This is a genomic window from Desulfocicer vacuolatum DSM 3385 (genome assembly GCF_900176365.1).
GTDB classification, from domain to species: domain Bacteria; phylum Desulfobacterota; class Desulfobacteria; order Desulfobacterales; family Desulfobacteraceae; genus Desulfocicer; species Desulfocicer vacuolatum.
This window is the reverse complement of sequence record NZ_FWXY01000037.1, coordinates 1-23876: the sequence shown is the minus strand read 5'-3', so window position 1 is coordinate 23876 and position 23876 is coordinate 1. Positions and strand designations below refer to the sequence as shown.

General features: G+C 48.1%; 15 protein-coding genes, 1 pseudogene and 1 riboswitch. Of the genes and pseudogenes, 3 read left to right on the top strand and 13 right to left on the bottom strand.

Translation table 11 applies throughout. The features are described 5' to 3' along the window. Positions 1-214 precede the first annotated feature (214 nt). Together B9A32_RS19805 and rarD are read left to right on the top strand one after the other, a co-directional pair. Positions 215-445, top strand: coding sequence for a thioredoxin family protein (locus tag B9A32_RS19805; RefSeq protein ID WP_084071701.1), 231 nt, complete (start codon positions 215-217; stop codon positions 443-445). Positions 446-980: 535 nt separating this feature from the next. Beyond that, the gene (gene rarD / locus B9A32_RS19800; RefSeq protein ID WP_170923926.1) at positions 981-1901 is read left to right on the top strand and encodes an EamA family transporter RarD; all 921 of its coding nucleotides are present in this window, start codon (positions 981-983) and stop codon (positions 1899-1901) included. A 402-nt stretch (positions 1902-2303) separates the two neighbouring features. On the opposite strand, the gene B9A32_RS19795 is transcribed toward rarD, so the two are convergent. From B9A32_RS19795 to B9A32_RS19780, 4 genes are all read right to left on the bottom strand, one after another. After that, complete coding sequence (locus tag B9A32_RS19795; RefSeq protein WP_084071699.1) at positions 2304-3392, bottom strand: RNA-guided endonuclease InsQ/TnpB family protein; 1089 nt, start codon at positions 3390-3392, stop codon at positions 2304-2306. Beyond that, the gene (locus B9A32_RS19790; protein ID WP_212638033.1) at positions 3389-3655 is read right to left on the bottom strand and encodes a recombinase family protein; all 267 of its coding nucleotides are present in this window, start codon (positions 3653-3655) and stop codon (positions 3389-3391) included. Before B9A32_RS19790 ends, B9A32_RS19795 begins: the two co-directional genes overlap by 4 nt. Continuing rightward, a riboswitch (cobalamin riboswitch) is annotated at positions 3618-3735 on the bottom strand. (Overlaps the previous gene by 38 nt.) A 43-nt stretch (positions 3736-3778) precedes the next feature. Next, the gene (locus tag B9A32_RS19785; RefSeq protein WP_170923925.1) at positions 3779-5767 is read right to left on the bottom strand and encodes an oxidoreductase; all 1989 of its coding nucleotides are present in this window, start codon (positions 5765-5767) and stop codon (positions 3779-3781) included. A 358-nt stretch (positions 5768-6125) separates the two neighbouring features. Next, positions 6126-8651 carry a CoA transferase gene (locus B9A32_RS19780; RefSeq protein WP_139795902.1) on the bottom strand — a complete coding sequence of 842 codons (2526 nt, stop codon included), beginning with the start codon at positions 8649-8651 and terminating at the stop codon, positions 6126-6128. A 914-nt stretch (positions 8652-9565) separates the two neighbouring features. Between B9A32_RS19780 and B9A32_RS19775 the strand changes: the two genes are divergently transcribed. Further along, a complete protein-coding gene (locus tag B9A32_RS19775; protein WP_084071696.1) occupies positions 9566-10609 on the top strand; it encodes a LacI family DNA-binding transcriptional regulator in 1044 nt (347 codons plus the stop codon). A 329-nt stretch (positions 10610-10938) separates the two neighbouring features. Here B9A32_RS19775 and B9A32_RS19770 read toward each other — a convergent pair whose 3' ends face one another. From B9A32_RS19770 to B9A32_RS19730, 9 genes and pseudogenes are all read right to left on the bottom strand, one after another. Beyond that, positions 10939-12486: a BCCT family transporter gene (locus tag B9A32_RS19770; RefSeq protein ID WP_084071695.1), complete on the bottom strand. Its 1548-nt coding sequence runs from the start codon at positions 12484-12486 to the stop codon at positions 10939-10941. A gap of 226 nt (positions 12487-12712) precedes the next feature. Beyond that, positions 12713-12847, bottom strand: a complete 135-nt coding sequence (locus B9A32_RS22435) for a hypothetical protein (RefSeq protein WP_269749050.1) — start codon at positions 12845-12847, stop codon at positions 12713-12715. Positions 12848-13021: 174 nt separating this feature from the next. Next, positions 13022-14491, bottom strand: a pseudogene (mttB, locus tag B9A32_RS22220) ([trimethylamine--corrinoid protein] Co-methyltransferase). 641 nt (positions 14492-15132) lie between these two features. After that, the gene (locus tag B9A32_RS19755) at positions 15133-17055 is read right to left on the bottom strand and encodes a sigma 54-interacting transcriptional regulator (RefSeq protein ID WP_084071693.1); all 1923 of its coding nucleotides are present in this window, start codon (positions 17053-17055) and stop codon (positions 15133-15135) included. Positions 17056-17414: 359 nt separating this feature from the next. After that, entirely contained in the window at positions 17415-18893 is a 1479-nt protein-coding gene (gene mttB / locus B9A32_RS19750; protein ID WP_084071692.1) for a [trimethylamine--corrinoid protein] Co-methyltransferase, read from the bottom strand. Positions 18894-19435: 542 nt separating this feature from the next. Continuing rightward, the gene (locus B9A32_RS19745; protein WP_084071691.1) at positions 19436-20158 is read right to left on the bottom strand and encodes a gamma-glutamyl-gamma-aminobutyrate hydrolase family protein; all 723 of its coding nucleotides are present in this window, start codon (positions 20156-20158) and stop codon (positions 19436-19438) included. Next, positions 20155-21207 carry an ABC transporter ATP-binding protein gene (locus B9A32_RS19740; protein WP_084071690.1) on the bottom strand — a complete coding sequence of 351 codons (1053 nt, stop codon included), beginning with the start codon at positions 21205-21207 and terminating at the stop codon, positions 20155-20157. The genes B9A32_RS19745 and B9A32_RS19740 overlap by 4 nt, the downstream gene beginning before the upstream one ends. Beyond that, positions 21191-22183 carry an ABC transporter ATP-binding protein gene (locus B9A32_RS19735; RefSeq protein ID WP_084071689.1) on the bottom strand — a complete coding sequence of 331 codons (993 nt, stop codon included), beginning with the start codon at positions 22181-22183 and terminating at the stop codon, positions 21191-21193. Before B9A32_RS19735 ends, B9A32_RS19740 begins: the two co-directional genes overlap by 17 nt. Before the next feature lie 345 nt (positions 22184-22528). Then, a complete protein-coding gene (locus B9A32_RS19730; protein WP_084071688.1) occupies positions 22529-23578 on the bottom strand; it encodes an ABC transporter permease in 1050 nt (349 codons plus the stop codon). Between the last annotated feature and the right edge of the window lie 298 nt (positions 23579-23876).

Below are 23876 nucleotides of genomic sequence, written 5' to 3'. Positions count from 1 at the left end.
ATCAATGGTGATAATCCCTGAATTGGCAAATAGTTATGAGTAGTCTACATAATTCTTTTGCCAAAACAACACGAAAATAAGAGATAAGAATCTAAATGGTTCTACCATTATGTATATGTCTGAAATTATGATATTTAAAGTTACTTTCTTATAAAAAATTTCGTCAGTCATTTGTGGGTTAACTAAATTATGAGCAATTACGTAGGAGAGAAAAATGGAAATTAAAGTATTGGGTCCAGGTTGTGCAAAATGTAAAAAAGCGGAAAAAATTGTTAGAGAGGTGGTGGACAAAGCGGGTAGTGATGCCACAGTTGAAAAAGTCACAGATATGATGGAAATTGCCGGTTTTGGGGTTATTGCCACGCCATCTGTGGTGGTGGACGGCGAAGTGAAATGTGCCGGCAAGATTCCGTCAAAGGATGAGATTCTTTCCTGGCTCTCCTGAGCTGCGTGGTAAATATTCGCTCAGCACCCCTGTCGTCACCTGTTTTGGCCTGCCCACCTAACAATTGTATGCTACGCAGTCCCAAACAGGTGACTATGAGGCATTGTCCAAACATTTACATTACCAAGCCGAAGATTTATATTGCGCGGGGCAGGTTCTTTATTATGATGCACTGGTGGGATAATCGAGTATTCATTTTTGAGCCATGGGCTTGATATTTTATTATCCTCAGAAAAGATTCATCTATTTAAAATTTTCAACTCGTTTTGGTCAATAGTTCGGACACTTTTCCCGGGTACCAGATCTAATGATTATAGATAGTTACCAGAAGCACATTTGATTGTTTTTAACTCAGCCCTGATTTTAGGAATTTTGGGGGCTGAAAACTGTCCGAAGCATTGTTTGGCATGAAAAATGCTTTATTTTATATTCCTGGATTTGATTTTCGTGCCCGTTTGGCAGGAGATTCAGGAAATATTGCAGACTCCGGGTTGCCCGGATCATAAGAGCTGAAACTTAGATGGAGATTTTAAATTTGACCAGACCATATTTTGGAAATTCCTATGGTATTTTAATGTCAGTGTTTGCCTCCGGCATTTTTGCAGCCATGCCCATATATGTGCAGATTTTCCAGCCCATGCCTGGATATGCAATAACGGCCCAACGGGTGGTGTGGTCCGTAATTCTCATGTTGGCAGGGCAATTTTTCACAGGGCGTCTGGTGCCGTCCCTTACACCGTTGATATCCCCCAGGCTGCTGCCGGGGCTTCTGCTCACCAGCGCCATCATCGGCATTCAAATGTGGCTTTTTATCTGGGCGCCATTAAATGGCCGCACCGTGGAACTTTCCCTGGGCTATTTTTTGCTGCCCCTTGTGATGGTGGGTGTGGGACGTATTTTTTTTGGCGAAAAACTGCGCCCCTGCCAATGGTTTGCTGTGATCGCAGCCGTAATGGGGGTGGGGTCTGCCTACTTAAGAGCAGGCGGTCTTTCCTGGGTGGTGCTGGTTGTGGCATTGGGTTTTCCTGTCTATTACATCATTCGCCGTGGCCAGCCCCTTTCCCCTTTGGATGCATTTTGTCTTGAAAATATCTTGCTTTTACCTGTTTCCATCTGGGGGATCCTCCATTTTGGCAATGTGCACCACCCCTTTGCCTTTCCATGGGAGATGCTTCTTCGTTTCGCCGGCCTTGGTTTGCTTGGCACCATTCCTGTGGTGTGCATGCTCACCGCCGGTCGACGCTTGCCCCTGGGCCTTTTTGGGCTGTTGAGTTATCTGGAGCCGGGGCTTATTTTTCTGGTTTCCCTGTTTGTTCTGGGGGAATCTGTTTCCCAGGATGAGATATTTACCTATCAGGCCATTCTGACCGCTTTGGGCCTTTTGGCAATTGATGGTATCTTTCAGATTCGGCAGCAGGGGAAAGTTCTGCAAAGCGTCCCCAAACCCCAAGCATAAATCCATGTATCACTACAGCCTTTTTATCAGATAAGCTTGGCCATTTACGTGCTGGGCGCTCTGAAATACTCCGCAAATCAGAGGAGTATTTTTAACTTCGTTGTGGGCAGAGCGGATTCAGAATACGGTCTGCCCGTGGCAGTTATATGGAAGCGGAATGCGAAATCCTTCTTGACATCAATGTGGGCTTCTGCTTATAAAAAATGTTTTAAACAACAGAGTTGTTATGGTGCTTTTTTAAAGCCGAACAGGGAACTGTTCCTTTTTTCTTACGCACTCTTACTCATTTGAGTTCGAGCAATGAAAAATTCCTGCTTCGTCGAGTGTGCCCGATTTAACTGCTTAGGTCTCATTTCCTCTTCACAGGCTTAAAATTCCGTTGAACCAACGGTATAATATTAGTTATGCCGCTATTAATTCAGGATACATCTCCAAATTCTTGGCGGCATTGAGATCTCTATCCATTTTGAATGAACATGTCGGGCAAACAAAAATCCGATCCGAAAGTTTAAGTTTCGAATGTTTCTCACCACAGCAAGAACACCTTTTTGATGATGGGAACCAACGATCCGCAACTATCACATGAACACCTGCAATGGAAGATTTATAATCAAGCTGACGTCGGAACTCATGAAAACCCATGTCTGAGATGGCTTTTGCCAGTTTGTGGTTGCTCATCATCCCACGAACATTCAAATCTTCAATCACTATCACGGAATATTTACGGATTAGCTTTGAGGTGAGCTTGTGAAGTGCGTCAAGCCGAATACATGCAATTTGATGGTGCAGGCGTGCCACTTTTCGTTTTTGTTTCTCTCGATTTTTTGATCCTTTTTTTTTCCGGGATAAGGATTGCTGGAGCCTTTTCAGCTTTTTTTGCATTTTTCGTAATGCCTTGGGACCTTCGATCATTTCACCGTTTGACAATGTTGCCAGAGTTTTTACACCAAGATCCACACCGACAACTGCTTGGTTTTCGCATGTTGTAGGCGTGATATCCATTTTAACGCAAATACTGACAAACCACTTGTCAGCAGTTCTGGAAACCGTGGCGCTTAAAATTTTGCCGGAATAGCCAAGGCATTCGGTCATCTTTACCCAACCAAGCTTTGGAATGCGTATTTTCTTACCTTCCACCTTGAACTTGTCATTGGCGATATAAAAACTATCCCCGATCCCTTTCTTTTTGAATTGCGGTGGCTTTGAGGTTCCTTTGAAAAAATTGGTAAATGCTTTTTGTAAATTGCTGAATGGTTGACTATTGGCATCTCTCAAGACTTCAAATACCCATGGGAATTCTTCCTTTTTAATTGCATTGAATTTTTTTTTCAATCCCAATCCCGAAGGTTTTGATCCAGTTTTGTATTGCCGATTCCACTCAGCAAGCCCCCAGTTCCAAACAAATCTGGCAGTGCCACAGGCCCGTACAAAATATCCTTTTTGGATATTGGCAGGCTTTAGTTCTATTTTGTGAGCCAGGGAAATATTCACGATTCCGGTGCCTCTATTATTTTTTTAATCTTTTTTTTATATTTTCGAAGGGCATATAATCTACAACTGAAAGTATGAATAATTGCCATTAAATCTTCTACCATTTCCTGTTGAGGAGACAATGATTCCTGGTTTACAACTTTAATTTTACAACCGTTTTCCATCGCCATATGCTTAAAATAATCAAATCCGAATCGGCACAAACGATCTTTGTGGGCCACAAGTAGTTCCTTGATTTCCCCGGCAGATATTCTTGAAATCAAAGATAATACAGCGATGGGCTCGTTCCCGGTTTTCACGGGATTCCCTATTAAGCAATTGCACCTGGTGAGACGCTTTCTTTGCTACAAGATAACAATGGATCTGTCAAGATGGTTTGTGCAGAATCATATAAACCGGGCAACCTCATAGGCATCCCACACGGCATTCATTACATTTTTGGGACAACGGCAGTCCCCCAGGCGATACACCCGGTAAGGGGTGTTGTCCAAATCATCGGCAAGGCGTGTTTCCGGGGTCATACCCATGGCAAGGGCCACGGTGTCCGGGGTGCGTTTTATTATTGTCCCATCTTTTGACATCAATGCCACTTCATTTTCCGTGATGTGATCCAGGCGGGTGGCGGTGAGAACTTCCACCCCAAAGCGGTTCATCAGATCCATGGTCATCATTTTCACCTGGGTGGGCACGGAAGCACCTCCAGTCATGACCTGGTCCAGCATCTCCACCACCGTGACTTTTTTACCTTTTTCCGCAAGCCAGATGGCCACTTCACACCCGGCAAGTCCCCCGCCGATGACCATTACATTGTTTCCTGCGGGCTTTGCCCCCCTTAAGAGATCCACTGCTGTGGTCACCACTTCCTGATCCATGCCGGGAAGGGGGGGGACCATGGGATGGGCACCGGTGGCCACAAGGATAACATCCGGTGCCTGGGTTGAAATTTTTTCCTTTGTCACCGGGGAGTTCATTTTCACTGTTACCCCGGTTTTTTCCATCTGTCGTTCATACCAGGCCAGCAGACGGCGCAGATCTTTTTTAAATTCAGGCACGGCAGCCTGGTTCACCGTACCGCCCAGGGTGTCACCTTTTTCATGGAGGGTGACCCGGTGTCCCCGGAGAGTTGCCACCCGGGCCGCTTCCATGCCTGCGATGCCGCCCCCCACCACCATGACATCCAAGGGCTTAAGTGTTGGGGTGAGACCATAGGCTGCCTCCCTTCCCGATGCCGGATTCAAGGCACAGGAGATGTTTCTGAATTTTGAATAGGCTTCAAAACATCCGTCATAGCATCCCACACAGGGTCGAATATCCCGGGGATCGCCAAATTTGAGCTTATCTGCCCATTGGGGATCGGCCAAAAGGCCCCGTCCAATGGCGGCAATGTCCATGGAGCCCCCGGAAACAGCCCGGGCCGCCACTTCAGGTTTGTCCAGGCGGCCCACACCAATGACAGGAATGGATACTGCTGCCTTTGCCTGGGCCGCCATGTCTGCCATGCAGCCGTGTTTCTGGTAAATGGGCGGATGGGGCCAGTAATGACTTTCATAGCACCCGGCATCCACATGCAGGCCGTCAAAGCCGGCTTTTTCAAGTTCTCTGGCCATTTCAATGCCCTCTTTTACATCCCGGCCCACCTCCACAAAGGGTTCGCCGGGAAGGGCACCATGGTGGGGATCTTTCAGATAGTGTTTTAATCCGAATCGATACACCACGGCAAGTTGTTCGCCCACTTCTTTCTTGATTTCCTCCAGGCACTCCACAGGAAAGCGCAGACGGTTTTCCAGGCTGCCGCCATACTGATCTGTGCGTCGGTTCCACAACGGAGTTGTGAACTCGTCAAACAGGTATCCTTCATGGCCATGCAGTTCAATGCCATCCACCCCGGCCAGGGCCAGGCGCCGGGCCGTGACACCCATGGCGGTGACAATGGAATTAATCTCTTCCACTGTGAGGGCCTTGCAGGCAATGGAAGGGTCCCAGAAATTATGGTTTTCCGAAGGGGACATGCAGGGGCCCCTTAAAATGCTTGGAAATGTCACCCGACCGAACCCTGCGGTTAATTGTACAAATATCTTTGTACCAAAGCTGTGGGCTGCATCGCAAAGATCTCCCAGATAGTTCATGGATGCCTCGGTGATCATGGGGGTACTTTCTTCCAGGTGCTCCACCTGGTTTTCCACCTTGAACACCGAGCAGATGAGCATGCCAACGCCGTTGCGGGCCCGTTCCAGGTAATAATCCACCACACGGCGGTTTAAGGTGCCGTCGGCTTCGGTCATATATTCCACCCCCATGGGGGCCATGGCAATGCGGTTTTTCAGCTTGATTTTTCCAAGCATCTGGGGTTGAAACAGGACATTAAATTCATTCATAATGGTCTCCATTGATGTGCAAAGGCAATTAAGCGTCTGTTTGGAAATTTCTTTTTTATATGAAAAGGCAGCCTTCAAGCCAACCTCAGCAGAGCCGCCCCCCGATGGGTAATAGGAACCGGACAATTGTGCTGTCTACAGTTCCGGTCCGGGCCCATTGCCCATCGGGGGGCGGCGGTATAATACCATTTGGCTCCGCGTCTACGACCCTATATTTGTTGTGTCCGAAAGGATCTGCCCGTTTTATATAAAATACTCCGCAATTCAGAGGCGTATTTCAAGCTTCGTTGTGGGCAGATCGAGGTCAGTACAAGGTCTGCCAATGGCAGTTATATAAAAAAGTGTGAGACTGGGTTCATCAATCGGGAAGGTATTGTTCTCCCCAGCTTTCCGATACCACTTTTGAGTTTATCATATCATCAATCTCCCCCTTGCTATATCCCATGTCCGTAAGAATTTCCCGGGTCTCTTTGCCATATTTTTCAGCCGGGGGCGGTACGGTGAGGGTGGAATATTGGGGACGGATGGAACAAGGCGCAATGATGTCAATGCGGTGTCCGCTGGGGTGGTTGTCATACCGGGTGAACTGAAAGGTGGAGCCGCTGCCGTGGGGGCCGGTCTCTTCATGGCTTGAGTACTTTTCCCTTAACTGACTCAGAGCCTTTAGTTCCACCGCTCCCACATCCATGGCATTAAGGGCGGTGATCCAGTGAGCTTTTTCCCGGGTTTTGAATTTTTCCATCAAAAAAGTTTCCAATGCTTCATAAGATAGTTTGGAAATACCTGTCAGGCCGTCAATGGCTTCAAGGGCGTGGTGGGCATTTGCATCCGGGGTGTGCATGCCCATGAAGAACCATCCGTCCAAAGCTTCATAGCAGCGATAGAGAGGCCCTTCCCCTTTTATGTGGCGACCGCTGGGTTCATCAAAGGGTGCCCGGCTTTCATAATCGTAGGTAAAGGGGGCCTGGAGCAGCTGACCGCAGGCGGCAAGGGAGGTGCGGGCCACATCTGTTTTTCCGGTGGTTTTGCGTTGATAAAGAGCTGTGGCAACGGCAAAGGCTCCGGAAAAGCCGGTGAGAACATCAATGGTGCCAAGATGGGCATGTTCCTCCGGGGTTTTCATGGAGCCCCCAAAGCGTGACATGATGCCGGTGGCGGCCTGGACCAGATCATCATACCCCACATAATCGCTTCGGGGGCCGGTTTTGGGTCCTCCCCAGCAGTCCAGATGAAAGAGAATCGTTTGGGGATTGATTTTATTAAGGTTTTCAAGATCAATGCCCAGGGGTTCAAGCTGACGATGGGGACCGTTATAGGTCACCACATCAGCCCATTTCACCATTTTATTAAATGCTTCACGCCCCTTGTCTGACTTGATATCTATCAGGATACTGCGTTTTCCCCGGTGGACCTGAAGACCGATGAGCACCGTATTCCAGGGATCAAAGGTGGGCTTGATGGGGTATATTTTTATTACTTCGGCCCCGAATCGACCCAGGGTGTTGGCCACGGTGGGACCTGCAATGACGTTGGTCATGTCCAGGATCTTTACCCCTTTTAACCAGTTGTGACCCTTTGTAAAAGGAGTGTATTGTGCCGGTGAAGCCATTGAAGATGTTTTTCTCATTGCCAGGTCAGTAAGGATCTCTTCTCTGTGGGCATCGGGGGCCGGTGCCGGAGCCCCGGTGGAAGCAAGTTTTGCAGAACTGTTAAGCCAGGCCACAGGGCCTGCCTGTCTTCTTTTGCCCACAACAGGGTCCATGAATTCATGCACCAGGCCCGATGCCAGGGCATGTTCACTGTTGAGCCACTCTTTGGTATAACGATGGGCAGATACGGGCACATTTTTTTCTCCAAAAAGGGCTTCCCACTCATAGGCGGTTTTTTCCAGAAATTTTTCTGCCATGAGTTTTGATATTTTGTCTGCCCATGGTTTGGTAAGGGGATAGAGACCCAGGGCGCAGTCCAGACCTTGGGGCCACCGGCTGCTGGGCATGTACCAGTCATCCAGATCCGGCAGGCCCATTTCCCTTACTTTTTCGTACAATCCCATGGCTTTCAGGGTTTTGTGGCAGTGGTTAACGTGACAGGTGGCCACCACATATACCGGTCTTCCGTCCTTGCAGAAATAACTTCGGTAAAAGGGATCCATGAACTCCTGTAGTTCATCATAGCCCATATCCAGGGGTTCTCCTACCTTTTTTCTCCTGTCTATTTCATGCTCTCTCAGGGAAAAATAGCGACCCGGGCAATCTTCAATGTACATGGAGTTGTACACCAGTCCCTCCATGAGGGCGGCGGCAATGGGAACTTCAATGGTGTCACCATGTCCGCAGGTCTCCCTGCTGTATAATGCCAGAGACGCAGCGGTGGCCCCCAGCATGGCTGCATATCCCGAGGCAAGTGTGATGGGTGAAAAAGAGGTGTTTATTCCCATGAGGATGCGATTGAGCCCCATGTCCGTAAATTGTCCACTGGCTGCAGCAATGATACCTTCCCAGGCCTGGATATGTGAGCGTTCTTCATCTTCGGCGGAAAAGCCGGGCAGGGAAATATATACCAGCCTGGGATTCAGTGTGTGTGCATCCTGGGGGCCAAGACCCAGTTTTGACATCACTCCCGGCCGAAAATTTTCAATAAGTACATCGCTTGTGGCAATGAGGTCCCGGGCGATGGCAAGATCCTTCTCTGTTTTCAGGTCCAGAACAATGCTTTTTTTGCGGCGGTTCAGGGTGTCCATGGCAGGTGATTTCCATCGTGGGCCCCCCGGAGGCTCAATGCGGATCACCTCAGCCCCCTGGTCCGCCAGTATGGCGGCTGTTGCCGGGCCTGCAACATATTGACCAAAGTCCAGTACACGAATATTTACCAAGGGCAGAGTCATGATTTCTCCTTAAGACAGGTGGCTACCTCTAAAAAATTTCTTAAGCTCTGAATCCTGTGTTGCGTGAAAATTATAATTTTCAAAATACTCAATGTATTTCTCGGGTTAAAATTTTTCTGCGTCTTGAATTAGAACCAAAATTTTAATTTGTTAAAGATACCCTGTTTATTAATTATTGACTCAACTTTCGGGCTTCATCTCAAAGCCGGCATTTTTAAATGTACCGATGGGCTCAGTGTGCCGACGGGGTCAGGCTTTTGTTATTGATGTTATCGACCAAGGCCTTTGCCAACGAAAAAAGCCTCGATAATGTCAATAACGAAAGCCTGACCCCACCACGAAATGCGAACACCGAATGTTGAGTTGTTGAGTTGAAAATATTAAATTAAACGTTTAAGTTGTTTTGTCTGTATATGCTAAATGTAATTCAGTTGTCAAGAAAAAATGATAATCGAAATTTTTATTGTTTTATTTGATTTTATTAAGGATAATAGCTTGGAATAGTTATGAGTAAATGAAACTTTTGGGAAAAGTATAGCCCGCTTTGTGTCCTGACAATATGGTGATCTGTTAATGGAATGTATTTGTTGTTAAAAAGTTTGTATGTTTTTTAATATTAAATTGTTATGCTATTTGAGCTTGGATTACTTTATCGTTTAATCTATTCAATGGGGTAAACAATGATGGGGTTTGTCCATGCTTATGGCCCATAATATTTCTGAAATGTCACCAAATTCGCTATTCAAAGGCAGAACCATGGAGGAAGATGGAATGTAAGCCATGAAAGGTTGCTAATTAAGAAAACCATGATAGTATTTAACAATTATCAGTCTGAATGGATATGGGCCTTTTATCGTATGTTTTTTGTTTGACAGGCTGGCTTATTCTTAGACCTTTAACAATTTGAGATTCAAATGAGCAGAGTTACCATTAAAGATATTGCAAGTAAATTAGGTGTATCCGCTGCCACAGTATCAAATGCCCTGAACGGGAAAGCAGGGGTGGGCAAGGCACGACGTAAAAACATTATGGAAATAGCCAGCCAGATGGGGTATCAGCCCAATGCGTTTGCAAGGAACCTGGTTAATCAGCAAAGTTATGCCATTGGGCTGATTGTATCCAGCATCAGCGATCCGTTTTATCCGGAGCTTGCCAGAGGGGTGCAGGAAAAGGCCAGTGAGCTTGGATACTGCATGATGCTTTTTAACACCAACCACAGCATTAAAGTGGAGCAAAACAGCATTGAAACCCTTAATGCAAGGGGGGTTGACGGGATTATTCTGGCTACAGTATTACAGGATGATCCCAATATTGCTCTGCTTGAAAAATTGAGGATACCTTTTGTGCTGGTCAATCGCCTGCTTTTGGATCCCGGCATTGCCAGCAGCATTGACTCTGTGGTTTTGGACAACTACAGGGGGGGCTATGAATCGGCCCGGCATCTGCTGCGTATGGGGCATACCCGTATTACCATCATTGCCGGTAATATGAAGGCCTCCACAGCCATTCTCAGAACCAGGGGAGCCAGGGATGCCATGCAGGTTTATGGAATATCCGAAGAGCGGTATGATGTTGTGGATTGTGGGTATGTTATGGAAACAGCCTACCGGGTTGCCAAAGAGAAATTAAAAGAGAAAAATATACCTTCAGCCTTTTTATGCCAGGGAGACAATATGGCGTTGGGTGTGCGTGAAGCGGTTTGTGAGGCCGGCATGACCATACCCGGAGATATTGCCCTTTTGGGGTTTGATGACATTGAATTTTCATCCGTTGCAGGGATTGAGTTGACCACTGTGTCCCACAGGCAATATCAAATGGGCAGCACCGGGACCGAGCTGTTGGTGGATAAAATTGCAAGTGAGCGGCAGGCCGGGGTCACAAAAAATATTGTGCTGGAACCCGAATTGATTGTGAGGAAAAGTTGTGGGTTTGGTGTGAAAGGGTATATCATGCCATGAATTTAAGATGATTTTAAAGATTGGGCTGATTTGAGGAGGAGGCACTATCATGGGAAAACATAATTGCGAAAAAATTTCGTGGTGGGGTCAGGCTTTCGTTATTGACATTATCGAGGCTTTTTTCGCCGGCAAAGGCCTTGGTCGATAACATCAATAACAAAAGCCTGACCTCGTCGGCACACTGAGCCCATCGGTACATTTAAAAATGCCGGCTTTGAAATGAAGCCCGAAAGTTGAGTAGATGAGATAATCACAATGGAATTCGGCATTAAAGATGAGCCGGATTCCATTGTGATATTAAGAAGCAGTTGCCAAGGGAAAGGGCGTGATTACATCTCGCCTTTCTTGGCCATTTTCAACATTTTAACGATGGAGACCATATAGGCCAGTATCACAAAGAAGAAGGGCGCACCCACCACAATGGCCATGGCTTTGAGGGCATTTAGTTTTCCCGCTGCCAGGAGAACCAGACCCAGGCTGCCCAGGATAACCCCCCAGAATATGCGCATGGCAATGGTGGGATTGAGGCTTCCCTTGGATGCCTGCATGGAGATAAAATAAGAGGCAGAGTCACTTGTTGTAACACCAAAGCAGACAATGCTGAAGAAAACCACCACACATAACACCCCGCCCATGGGAAACTGGGAGAGCACAGTGTAAATGGTACTGCCGAAATCGTTCTGCACAGCGTCCCAGATGGGAGCGGCACCCGTCACCTCAAGGTGGAGTGCATTACCCCCCCAGATGGCAAAGAGTAAAAAGGTCATGAGAACCGGAACAATGGTGGTGCCCAGAATATATTCCCGGATGGTGCGGCCTTTGGAAATTCTGGCAATAAACCCGCTGCAAAAGGGAATGTAACTCACCCACCACAGCCAGTAAAAGACCACCCACCAATTGAGCCAGCTGCGCTGTTCCCAGACACCGTCCTTGAAATGGGCGGCATCGGTCCAGAAGGAGAGGGTGATGAACTGAGTGGCATAGGCACCAAAGGTCTGGGTGATGAGGCTGAAGATATACCCGGTGGGACCTACGATGAGCAGGTAGGCCAGCATGCCAAGCCCAAGGTAGATGTTGATGAGGCTCAAGTATTTAATGCCCCGCTCCACGCCGCTGACGGCGGAGAGGGTGAAGGCGATGATGATCATGGCCATGGCCACCAGGGTGCCGGAGGTGCCAAGTTCAATGCCGGTGATGTGCTTGATGCCGTAGGCAATGGACAACACACCAAATCCCAGGGAGGCGCTGTTGCCACCCAGGGTGCTGATGACGCCCAGCACATCGGCCAGTTTTCCCCAGAAGCCGGTGAGAGCTTTTTCTTTTAAAAGGCCAAAAAGGCCGATTCCCAATGTCATGGGTTTGCCCAGGCGATAGGCAGGAAAGGCAATGGCAAGACCACCCACGGCAAACAAGGCCCAGCCGTGAAATCCCCAGTCAAACCAGGTGAGCAGCATGGCTTGTGGAATACCTGCTGCAGTACCGGCGGTGCCGGCGTCAATGGTCCAGGATGACTGATATAGATGGTACAGAGGTTCTGCCGAACACCACATGAGAGTAGAGAGTCCGAACCCTGCACTGAACATCATGGAAACCCAGGCGATAAATGAAAATTCAGGTTCGTCGGTGTCTTTGCCAAGCTTCATGCTGCCGTACTTGCTCATACCCACCCAGATGGCAAAAAATACCACTGAGCTTACACCAATTAGAAACCCCCAGCTGAAATTAAAAATAAGCCAGTGGTTGATGGCATCAAAAAATTTTTTAGTGGCATCGGAATCAATCAAGATGGCTGCCAATATGAATAACAGAAGTCCCACAACGGGATAAAATACTTTTTCATCATAGTCGCCAAATAACGGCTCGATCAGTTTGCGCATTTTCCCTCCAGTCTCTGGTGGTTAAAAGTGTATAAATGTGTGCGAACCTGTTTTGTGGCCATGGGGGGGCCACCCGGATGTGATGGGCTTTTGTATAACCCACATGTCCCGGCGGACACAACGAATATAGGGTCGTAGACGCGGAGCCAAATGGCATTATGCCGCCCCCTCCGAGGACTAATGGTCCCGGCCCGGAACTGTAGACAGCTCGATTGGCCGGTTCCTATTACCCTTCGGGGGGCTCTGTTGAGGTAAACTTGTAGGCTACCTTTTCATATAACCGCCACGGGCGGACCGTATTCTGATCCGGCTCCGCCCACAGCAAAGTTTGAAATACCCCCCGGTTTGCGGAGTCTTTCATATAAACTGCCATGGACATACCTTGTATTGTTCTTTGGCTTGCCTGTAACAAAGCTTGAAAATTTATCCGCTTTGCCGAGATTTTCTTATAAACCTAATTCACAAAACAGGAGCATGGGAAGTGTGCGAAGGTGTTTTACTCACTTCCCATGGCGTGTATTGAGGCATCCGGGGATTAGCTGATCCCCATTTCTTTTTCTGTTTCTTCTACGATGGCGCGCAGTTTTTCCGCCACACCGTCGGGAAGGGGATCGGGTTGATGGGTTTCCATGATATGTCTGGCTTCTTCCAGAGCTCTTTCATGGAGACTCTTGCTGCCGGCGGCTTCCCAGGCAGCTCTTACCTTTCTATCCATCAATTTGGGCTGTGATTGAATTTTCATGTTTTGAAAGGTATTTTTATGGGTGATGAAATCCTTGAATGGACCGACCTCCTTGGTCACCTCCACGGAAAGGGTTTCGTCATTCACTGGAATACCGTTTACACAAAATTTAATCATCTTAGCGATTTCATTGTCCATCAACAGCTGCCCGTAGTCAAAGGTCATGCCACTTTCGATCATTCCCAGGCCGTAAATCAGGTTGGCACCTGCCAACGCTGCCATCATGCCTGTCATTGTTTTTTCATGACCGCTTTGGGCATCGCACATCTTTGAATCGCCCTAACCACCGGCGACCCATGTGGGAAGCCCGTAGTAGTTGCCAAGTCGTGCCACAGCCGCGTTGATCATGCCGCATTCCGGAGATCCCACCGAGGCGGCTCCAAATCTCAAATCCATGGAGGTGGTGGAACTGCCGTAGAGTACCGGAGCACCTTTCACTGTGTTCTGGCTCAAAACAATACCGGACAGGATTTCCGCATTGTGATTGACCAGGGTACCTGCCAGATTCACCGGAGAAGATCCCCCGGCCATGGCCATGGAAAGAATATTCACGGCAAGTCCGCTTCTGGCACCTTCCATGATGATTTCACAGGTGTCCTGAACAAGTTTTAACGGGCTCACAGGGCAGGTGATAAAAGAGAGTATGGGCCGTTCCCGAAGTTTGTCCATACCCCCCACAACCGCCGCCGCCATCTGGGTGAGTTTCTTCACAAGATGTCCGCTGATGGGGCCCAGAAAGCAATGCTTTGTGGTGTTGGAAAGAAAGGCTTCGGCATTGTGCAGAGGCGCCACTGCCGGGTTGACATCATGGGCACCCACGGCACGCTCATACACATCAATTTCGCTCATGGCATCCACCATTCTGGCGGTCATGGCAACATCTTTTTTCAGGGTTTCCCTGAGTTCCCCGGAATCAATGTCAAAGATCTTGATACCTTCACCAAAATTGGTGAATCCCACCCGGTTGTTTTCCAGAACATAATCATTTTCCGGCTTGCGTCCGGCAAGGATGACCTTGGACGGGGCTGCGCTGATGGCGTCTTCCACCATGTACGGCTTGATTTTTACAATTTTTTTCTTTTTGTCAATGATGGCTCCGGCATCACCAAAGGCCTGGAGGGCCTCTTCGTCCTCCACAAAAACCCCTGTGTGTTCAAGGATTTCAAGGGTTGCCAGGTGAATGTCGTAGGCTTCATCATCGCTGAAGACATTGAGACTGAATCCGCCACTCAATTGTCTTCCGGCATGTACATTGCGCTTCACGACGGTTCCTCCTTTTAAAAGTATATGATGAATTGCTACTTGTGCTGCTGTTCTTTGCGTTGTCATTTTTAATTGATTTTTCACCCGGGTTTCCGGAAATTATATGGGTATTATCCCTCCTGCTCCATGTAAATCGAAAATTGTCGAAAATCATGCCGTGAGCGGGGTTGATTCCAGATATACCATATGTGTGAAAAAACAATCATCGGGTATTATGAATTCGGCCAAATTCAGAGTATGTATTTTGTTTCAACTATATAACTTAGCACTATCTGTGCCATGGTGATGGAATGATCTGTTTATTGTGGTTAATTGTATGATGGAAAGTGGGGTGGAAATCTCTGTTTATATGAAAAATCCGTGTGAATCCCCGGTTTTTCAAACTTTGTTGTGGACGGAACAGGTTGGGAATAAGCTTTGTCCAGGGCAATTAAAGGAAAGGTTGGTGCATGGGATTATAAATGTGGTGAGTTGAAAAATATCGTTTTGATTTTTTTATGAATCGATCGTGGATATTTGCTAATAATTCAGGTTGTTAAAATGATTAAAATTTGGTTCTGTGTGTACTTGTGTGATATTATCTTTAAAAACAGGATGTTGTGTTGTATTTGAACAAAAAACGAATCAATGTTTTCCGGGTTTTAACGTTGGGCATTTCGTCGCAATCGATGGCTCAATCCGTGGATTTTAAGTTTTCTCACCACAGACGACTGGCTCAGTTTAAGGAATCCGGCCAGGGAGCGGGTGGTGTCATAGCGTTCCAGGGCTTTGAGCATTAATTGTTTTTCGCAGTTTAGAAGTTTGCCTTTGAAATCAAAGGCATCCCTGTCTAAAAGGTTATGTTCCATGGTCGGTGACTGGGGCAGGGGAGAGGTTGTCTGGTTTACGAGATCCTCCAGAACATCATTTTCTCCCATGACCACCGCTTTTTTTAAAATGTTTTTTAATTCCCGGACATTTCCCGGAAAATTGTAGGCTTGAATCTGCTCAATTCCCCTGGAAGATATTTTTCGTTTAACACCGTATTTTGCATTGTATTTTTTTAAAAAAAAGATGATCATTTCAAAAATGTCTTCAGGGCGCCGGCGCAGGGGGGGGAGTGTGATGGTAAACGTGTTGAGCCGGAAAAACAGATCCTGGCGAAATTTTCCCTGGCGCACCTGGCGGTTGAGATTCATGTTGGTGGCTGTGATCACATTGCAGTCTATTTTAACCGGTTTTAAACCGCCCAGGCGCATTACTTCTTTTTCTTCCAGACATTTTAGCAGTTTCGCCTGGACCGGAAGGCTCATTTCTCCCAATTCATCAAGAAAGAGGGTGCCGCCGCTTGCCATTTCAAAAAGGCCGATTTTGCCTTTGTCCCTGGCTCCGGTGAAAGCCCCTTTATCATATCCGAACAGTTCTGCCTCCAGCAGTGTTTCCGGCAATGCTGCACAGTTGAGCTGCACAAACGGACAGTTTTTATCAAAGGCCTGGCTGTGGATGTATTTTGCAAGTAATCCCTTGCCTGTGCCGGATTCTCCCATGATGAGTATGGGGCTGACCTTTCTCCTTGCAAGCTTCATCACCGTTGTGATGACCTGCTGCATCTCTTTGCTTTCCGCAATGATATTTTGTTCTTTCAGCTCTTTAAGGTTAAGGTTGGTCAGTTCTTCTTTATATCGACTGCTGGTGCTTTGTGCCTGTTCCAGCTCATCTCTCATTTTGTTTAAAGAGGTGAGATCCCGTTCGTTGATAATGATCATTTCAATGTCACCGATGTCATTAAATACCGGTGTGCCGGTGACCATGAGTTGTTTGCGGGGTTTTTTGATGTTCTGCATGATGGTGACGGTTTTTCTGGTTTTGATTACCTCCAGTGTGGCTGAACGGTCAAAAAAGTTATTTTTTTTCAGAGAACGGATATTTTTGCCCAGTACATCGCAGCTTTTGATGTGGAGCAGTTTTTCTGCGGCTCGGTTGATGGCCAGTACTTTTCCGGTGCCGTCGCATACCCAGATACTTTCCGAGGAGGCGTTAAGAATTGTTTCCAGCTGACGATTGGTGGCTTTGAGTTCCTTTGTCTGTTTTTCCACCTCCCGCTCCAGATTTTCTTTATAACGCAGCAGGGCTTCATCTTTTTGCCGGGCCTCGGTGATATCCAAATGGGTTCCCACCAGGCGCAGGGGAATTTCTTGTTCATCCCAGCGCACCACAACGCCACGGGACAGTATCCAGCGGTAGGAACCGTCGCTGGCCTTGAGGCGGTAGGTGGAATGATAGCTTTTACGTCTTTTTCGGATGACATCAACAATTGCCTTTAAGGCCTTTGTTTTGTCATCCGGGTGGATCATGTTGGCCCAGTTGTTCCCGGTGCCGGGGAACTCATCGACCTGATACCCGAGCATTTCATAGTACCGAGGGCTTAGATAACCGGTATCATTGGCCAGATTCCAGTCCCAGATCCCCTCTTCCGAGGCGGTGAGGGCATAGTGAAGGCGTTCTTCATTTTCAAGGGAAGTGCCGCCGTTGTCGTTTGGGCGGAACTCTTTGTCAAAAATACTTTCCGGTTGTGTGTCAGTCATGGCTGCTTTCCCTTTCCTTCCAAAGGCCTGGAATCATGAACGTTTCAATTTTCATTGTGGCTGGTGGTACAGCCATGTATCTTTTTTATTATGACTCAACTTTCGGGCTTCATTTCAAAGCAGGCATTTTTAAATGCACCGCTGGGCTCAGTGTGCCGACGGGGTCAGGCTTTTGTTATTGATGTTATCGACCAAGGCCTTTGCCAACGAAAAAAGCCTGGATAATGTCAATAACGAAAGCCTGACCCCACCACGAAATTAAAAACTAAAATCCATTTTACAGGGTAATGGGGCTTTCTGTAAAATGGATTTTTAATTATTTTCCCAATTCTATCCGGGAAAGAAAAGGATGTGTTATTTTATTTTAATTCATCCTCATATTCTGCGATCAGGTCATTTATTTTTGCCATGGCACCCTCTGGAAGCGGCATGGGTTTGTGATTTTTAAGAATTTCATCTGCGGCATCATAGGCTTGTTCTGCAATGGGTTTTTCTTTCAATTTTTGTTCCCAGGCATCCCGGTTCAGGCGATTGAATAATTTACCCACAGACATATCCCTCATGCGTTCAAAGGTGTGCTTCTTGGTCATGTATTCGCCACCGGGGCCAACCTCATGGATGAGATCAAGGGCCATGGTTTCGTCATTGATGGTGATGCCGGAGACCACCTGCTGGATGCGTTCGGCCTGTTCGGCTCCCAGGAGCATGGCTGCATAATCAAAGGTCAATATGGACTCAATAGCTCCCAGGCCGTAGATGACATTGGCACCGGCCAGGGCTGAGGGCATTGCGGTGAGGGTGAAGTCATACCCCTGTTGTGCATCTGCAAGCTTGCTGTCCGATGCGCAGCCCCCCACCCAGCTGGGAAGTTTATAAAATTGTGCAATTTTTGCCCAGGCCACGCTGAGCTGGGCCATCTCCGGGACGCCCACCGGGGAACATGCAAGGCGCAGATCCATGATGGTGCAGCATCCGCAGTAAACACAAGGAGTGCCCTTGCGGGTGAGCTGGGCCAGGATCAGGGCGCTCAGTACTTCAACATTGTGCTGAACCACCACCCCTGCCAGGGTGGCCGGGGATGATGCGCCGGACAGGGACATGGGGATAATGGAGATGCCGATACCGCCCCGGGCACAGGCAATAATGGATTCACAGGCTTCGTTTACCAGGGTCAGGGGGCTTGTGGGGCACACAAAACCGGTGACTGTGGGGCGATCCAGGAATTTTTCTTCACCACCGGCGGCAATTTTGGCAATTTCAATGATTTTTTCGGCGTTTTTGCCACCGCCAAATCCAAGAAAGCAATGTTTGCTGGTGTTTTCCACCATGGCTGCATAATTGTGCAGGGGCTGGCTTGCAGGAAGGCAATCGCCGGAACAGGCCGCTCTTTCGATTACCGGGGTGACGGCCAGGGCGTCCTGGATGCGGGTGATGTTGGCAAGATCCTGTTTTACTGTGGGTCTTACCTTACGGGTCTCCGGATCAATGATCTTTACATGCTCACCAAAACCTGCGGTGAAGCCCACCCGGTTGTCATCGGTGAAATAGTCATCTTCAGGGCGTCGACCGTAAAACATGCCCACTTTGGGTGTGGACTGGATGCTTTCTTCCACCATGTAATTGGGAATTTTTACAATGCCGTATTTGTCTTTTCTTTGAACCGTTGCACCGGCTGCGGCAAAGATGTCCAGCGCTTCGGGGGTTTCCACCTTGATGCCTGTGTTCCAGAAGACCTGGAGTGTGGCGGCGTGGATGGCCTCAAGTTCCTGGGTGGTAAAGGCATTGATGCCGTATCCGTTGAGAGAGTTGAATCCTGCTTTGGTGTTTCTGACGGACATCTGTATTCTCCTTGAAAATTAAAGGTGCATTATCTGTGAGTTGCCTGGTTCATTCTTAATGAATATCCAACATGAACCGGCTTTTATTTTTTTGTATGAAATACTCTGTAAATCAGGGGCGTATTTCAAGCTTTGTTGTGGCGGATCGGGATCAGGATATGGTCCGCCGTGGCGATTATGAGAATTTTAGAATGCATCTATCATGCCATGGTTGAGGCTTGCACTTGTATTTCTTTTTATTTCAGGTATTTGGTTGGTAAAAAATTGGATTTTCACGGTGGGGGCAAGTGATTGGGAATTTTGCTTGTTTGAGTCTTATTTTGATCGATGATTAATAATTTGCTTTTATTACAGGTTGTTGAGCTGATTAAATAAAGGTTCGATAATTCGATTGATGGTTATTTCTTTTTATTTTAATGTGTTGTGATTTTATTGAGTTTTATTTGAATCAAAATTTTAATCCAGCTTGACATTTTTAAGTTACATGTTTGTGCTTTTTTTATGAAACTAAACTATAAAATATTATATGCGATTATCTTGTTTCAGTTTTCATTCCGTTCCGAGGCACTTACAAGGGCCTGAAACAGTTTAATAAAATGGGGATATTTTATGGTAAGATCCTCGGGATGCCACTGCACACCCACGGCAAATTTTTTGTCTTTGTGTTCAATGGCTTCAATAATATGGTCTGTGGAAAATGCCGTGGCAATGAATGCGTCGGCCACCTGTTTCACCGCCTGGTGATGGTAGGAATTCACCCGCAGGTTCCGGGTGTCAAAAATTTTTTCCAGGCGGGAGCCTTTTACAAAGTTAATGCAGTGAAACAAGGTGTCCACGGGCATTTTTTTGGGCAAATGTCCCAGCACATTGTCCACCTGGGTGAAAATATCCTGGTATAAAGATCCCCCCAGGGCCGCATTCATCACCTGTATCCCCCGACAAATGCCCAGCACCGGCATGTCCCGGTTCAACGCCTCAATAAAAAGATTGATTTCAAAATCATCCCGCTGGGGGCAGAACATCTCCACCTCCTTAATGGGATTTTCCCCATAGCGCATGGTGCAAACATCCTCCCCACCGGACAGCAAAAGCCCGTCAATGGCATCCAGATATTCCTCTGCCAGCTCCACTTCTTCCACCACCGGCAGCAAAATGGGTATTCCTCCTGCAAGAATCACGGATCGGACATAGCTGTCGCTCACGGCGGTGTAAACTTTCTGGGGCTTTCTGTCATAAAAGGTGGTGATGCCGATGATGGGTTTCATGAAAATTTAATTTCCTTCCAGCGATGACAGGCAACGGTGTGCCTGGATTTGACCCTTTCCAGCAAGGGGCGGTGGGTTTCACAGCGGGTGATTTTATAGGGGCACCGGGTCTGGAATCCACAGCCCGGAGGGGCATCCATGGGGGAAGGAATTTCCCCTGTCAGTTCAATCCGGTTTCGTTTTTGTCCGGGCATGGCCAAAGGGATACTGGAGATCAATGCCCGGGTGTAGGGGTGCACGGTGCCGCTTTTTAAATCCCTTGAATTGAAAATTTCCACAATGCTGCCAAGGTACATCACGGCAATATCATGGGAGATATGTTTTACCACAGACAGATCATGGGTGATAAAAAGATAGGCAATGTTCAATCTCTGCTGCAGGGATTTCATCAGATTCAGCACCCGGGCCTGCACAGACACATCCAGGGCCGATACCGGTTCATCTGCAATGACAATGGCAGGTTCTGTGGCAAGGGCCCTGGCAATGCCGATGCGCTGGCGCTGCCCCCCGGAAAACTCATGGGGATACCGTTTGTCATACTCCCGCCTAAGTCCGGTGATTTCCATGCAGTCCTGCACCCGTTTTTTGACATCTTCTCCCGGCCGATGGAATTTTACCGCCTCTCCTATGATGTTGCCCACGGTCATCTTGGGGTCCAGGGAGGAAAAAGGGTCCTGGAAGATCATCTGGATGTTTTTTCTCAGTTTTCTCAGCTCCGGAGCCGGGGCCGTCAACAGATCCCGGCCCTTGCAAATTACCTGCCCCTGATGGGCCGGAACCAGTTTTACCAGGGCCTTGGCCACGGTGGTTTTGCCGCATCCTGACTCCCCCACAAGTCCCAGTGTTCTACCCTTAAAAAGATCAAAAGACACCCCGTCCACAGCCTTGACATGGCCCACGGTTTTTTTGAAAATGCCTTTTTTAACAGGAAAATAGACCTTGAGATCCTTTACACAAAGCACTGTTTCATGTGCGCTGTCCCTGGGGAGTGTCTTTTTTTCCGGGGCAGGAAATCCTCCCAGGGGGGCTGTCTCAGACGCTGGTGTCATGGTCACCTCCATGGAGCCAGCAGCAGGCATGGTGTTCACTGTTAAAGTAAACGGGTTGAGGGCGCTTCCTCTTGCAGATTTCCATGGCCCGGGGGCATCTGGGTTCAAACCGGCACCCGGGGGGCAGATGCAGGGGATCAGGGATGTTGCCTTTAATCACGGGCAGTTCATCCACTGTGTCATCAATGGATAGCACCGACTCTTTGAGCCCCATTAAATAAGGGTGTTTTGCATTAAAAAAAATATCATGGCCCGGGCCATATTCCACAATGCTGCCGCAGTACATCACCGCCACCTTATCTGCCGTTTCCGCCACCACCCCCATGTCATGGGTGATGAGAAGTACGGCCATGTCCATTTTCTCCTGTAATTTTTTCATTAGTTTTAAAATCTGGGACTGAATGGTGACATCCAGGGCGCTGGTGGGCTCATCTGCAATGAGAAGGCTGGGGCTGCACGCAAGGGCAATGGCGATCATCACCCGCTGGCGCATGCCCCCGCTCATCTGGTGGGGGTATTCCTTCAGGCGCCGGGCCGGGGCAGGTATCCCCACAAGATGGAGCATCTCTTGGGCTTTTTCAAGGGCTGCTTTTTTATCGGGATTGTGGTGAAGCATGACACTTTCGGCAATTTGAGCGCCCACCGTCATGGCAGGGTTGAGTGATGTCATGGGTTCCTGGAAGATCATGGCAATGTGGTTGCCCCGGATTTTCCGCATCTCCTCCTTGCCAAGTCCCACAAGGTTCTGTCCCTGGAAGAGAATTTCTCCATTGGTGATTTTGCCGGGGGGATCGGGGATGAGATTTAAAATGGACATGGCGGTGACGGATTTTCCGGAACCGGATTCCCCCACCACAGCAAGGGTTTCACCGGGATTTACCTTCAGGCTCACCCCGTCACATCCTTTAATGACACCGTCATCGGTGAAAAAAACGGTTTCCAGATTTTTAATTTCCAGCAAAGGGTCTTGGGACATGGCCTTTTTCCATATGTTTACATTTTGAGTTCAGGCATGATACCATTTTCAATATTTGTTGTGGACAGACCGGAATCGGAGTAAGGTCGGCCCGTGGCAGCTATTTAAAATGGATTCCTGAACTTTGGGGTTAACAACTCAACTTTCGGGTTTCATTTCAAAGCCGGCATTTTTAAATGTACCGATGGGGTCAGTGTGCCGACGGGGTCAGGCTCTTGTTATTGATGTTATCGACCAAGGCCTTTGCCAACGAAAAAAGCCTCGATAATGTCAATAATGAAAGCCTGACCCCACCACGAAATGCGAACACCGAAAGTTGAGTTAACAATTTACTGTGACGGTTGATTAATCATTGAGGCGACTATCCAGGGCATCCCGGACCCCGTCCCCAAACAGGTTAAAAGACAGAACAATGAGTAAGATGGTCACCCCGGGCACCAGGGACATGAGAAAATTTTCATGGAGAAACTGCTGCCCATTGGCCAGCATCCCACCCAGGCTTGGCATGGGGGGCTGGATGCCAAGGCCCAGAAAGGAGAGTCCGGCAATGACAAGGATGGTCTCCCCAATGCTCAGGCTTGCCAGCACAAGGATGGGGGAGATGCAGTTGGGCAGCACATGGCGAATAATAATACCGGCGTCTGAAATGCCGATGACCCGGGCTGCGGCAATGTAGTCATGCTCTTTTACTGTGAGCACCGATCCCCTGATGATCCTTGCAAAGGCCATGAGGTTGGAAAGACTTACAATGAGAATCAATTTGCCAATGCCCGTTCCCAGGGCCGCCATGATGGCAATGGCCAGTAAGATAAAGGGAATGGCGTTCCACACTTCCAGAAGCCGCATGATAAGGGTGTCTGTCTTGCCGCCGTAGTATCCTGCCATGAGTCCCAAAAATGTGCCGATGAGGGTGTTTAGCACCACGGCAGTGACGCCGATGCCCATGGCCACCCGGATGCCAAAAAGGGTTCTTGCAAAAATATCCCGTCCCATGTCATCGGTGCCCAGCCAGTGGGTGGTGGAAATGCCCTGGGATAATGCCCCCCAATCCGTATCCAGAGGGTTCTGGGGGGTGATAAACGGGGCAAGCACGGTGAGATATGACAGAAAAATCAGCACCCCCATGGCCACCATGGCGGTTTTGTTTTTTTTAAGCCGCAGCCACATCAGTTCCCGGCTGCCCTTCATGGAATTGGTCGTTTGACGTTTTTTATTTCCGGCCATGGCAAAGGTAAAAAGCCCCAGCCCCAGGGTCATCAAGGAGAAAAGTCCATAGGAGATCCACTCCCGGGATGCCATGGGAAACAGACCCGCCTGGAGAACCATGGAGATAATAAACAGATAAAAAGATTTTAACTGAACCATATTTTTCCTGTCTGATTTGGCATCTTTCATATTGTCCGTAAAGTCGTTTACACTTGCCAGCGCTTATTTTCGGCGGGCAAGGGGCCTCAGTGTATTGCAACCTATCGATTGTGGCGGCAAATGGTGTCCTGGCAGTGCAACACTGAAACTTTTGATTATTCACTCAACTTTCGGGCTTCATTTCAAAGCCGGCATTTTTAAATGTACCGATGGGCTCAGTGTGCCGACGGGGTCAGGCTTTTGTTATTGATGTTATCGACCAAGGCCTTTGCCAACGAAAAAAGCCTCGATAATGTCAATAACGAAAGCCTGACCCCACCACGAAATG